Raw genomic sequence first — 223 nt, 5'->3', positions numbered from 1 at the left:
AAGCCCGCGAAAACGATGGAATGGATCGCCCCGATCCGCGCACAGGCCAGCATGGCATAGGCGGCCTCGGGGATCATGGGCAGGTAGATGATGACGCGGTCGCCTTTGCCGGCGCCCAGATCGGTCAGCACATTGGCCATGCGGCAGACGCTGCGGTGCAGATCGTTGTAGCTGATCGCGAGCGCGGGCTCCTGCGGATCATCGGGCTCCCAGAGGATGGCGG

Annotated in this window: 1 protein-coding gene; it reads right to left on the bottom strand. The window is 65.5% G+C overall.

The window, feature by feature from the left end; genetic code table 11:
* A partial coding sequence (locus ACN5AZ_RS18800) for an AMP-binding protein (RefSeq protein WP_419430408.1) occupies nt 1–223 on the bottom strand: 223 nt, incomplete at both ends.

Source organism: Sagittula sp. SSi028 (genome assembly GCF_048553715.1).
Taxonomy (GTDB): Bacteria; Pseudomonadota; Alphaproteobacteria; order Rhodobacterales; family Rhodobacteraceae; genus Sagittula.
Note: the sequence above shows the minus strand (reverse complement) of the source record. Positions and strands in the feature narration are given on the sequence as shown.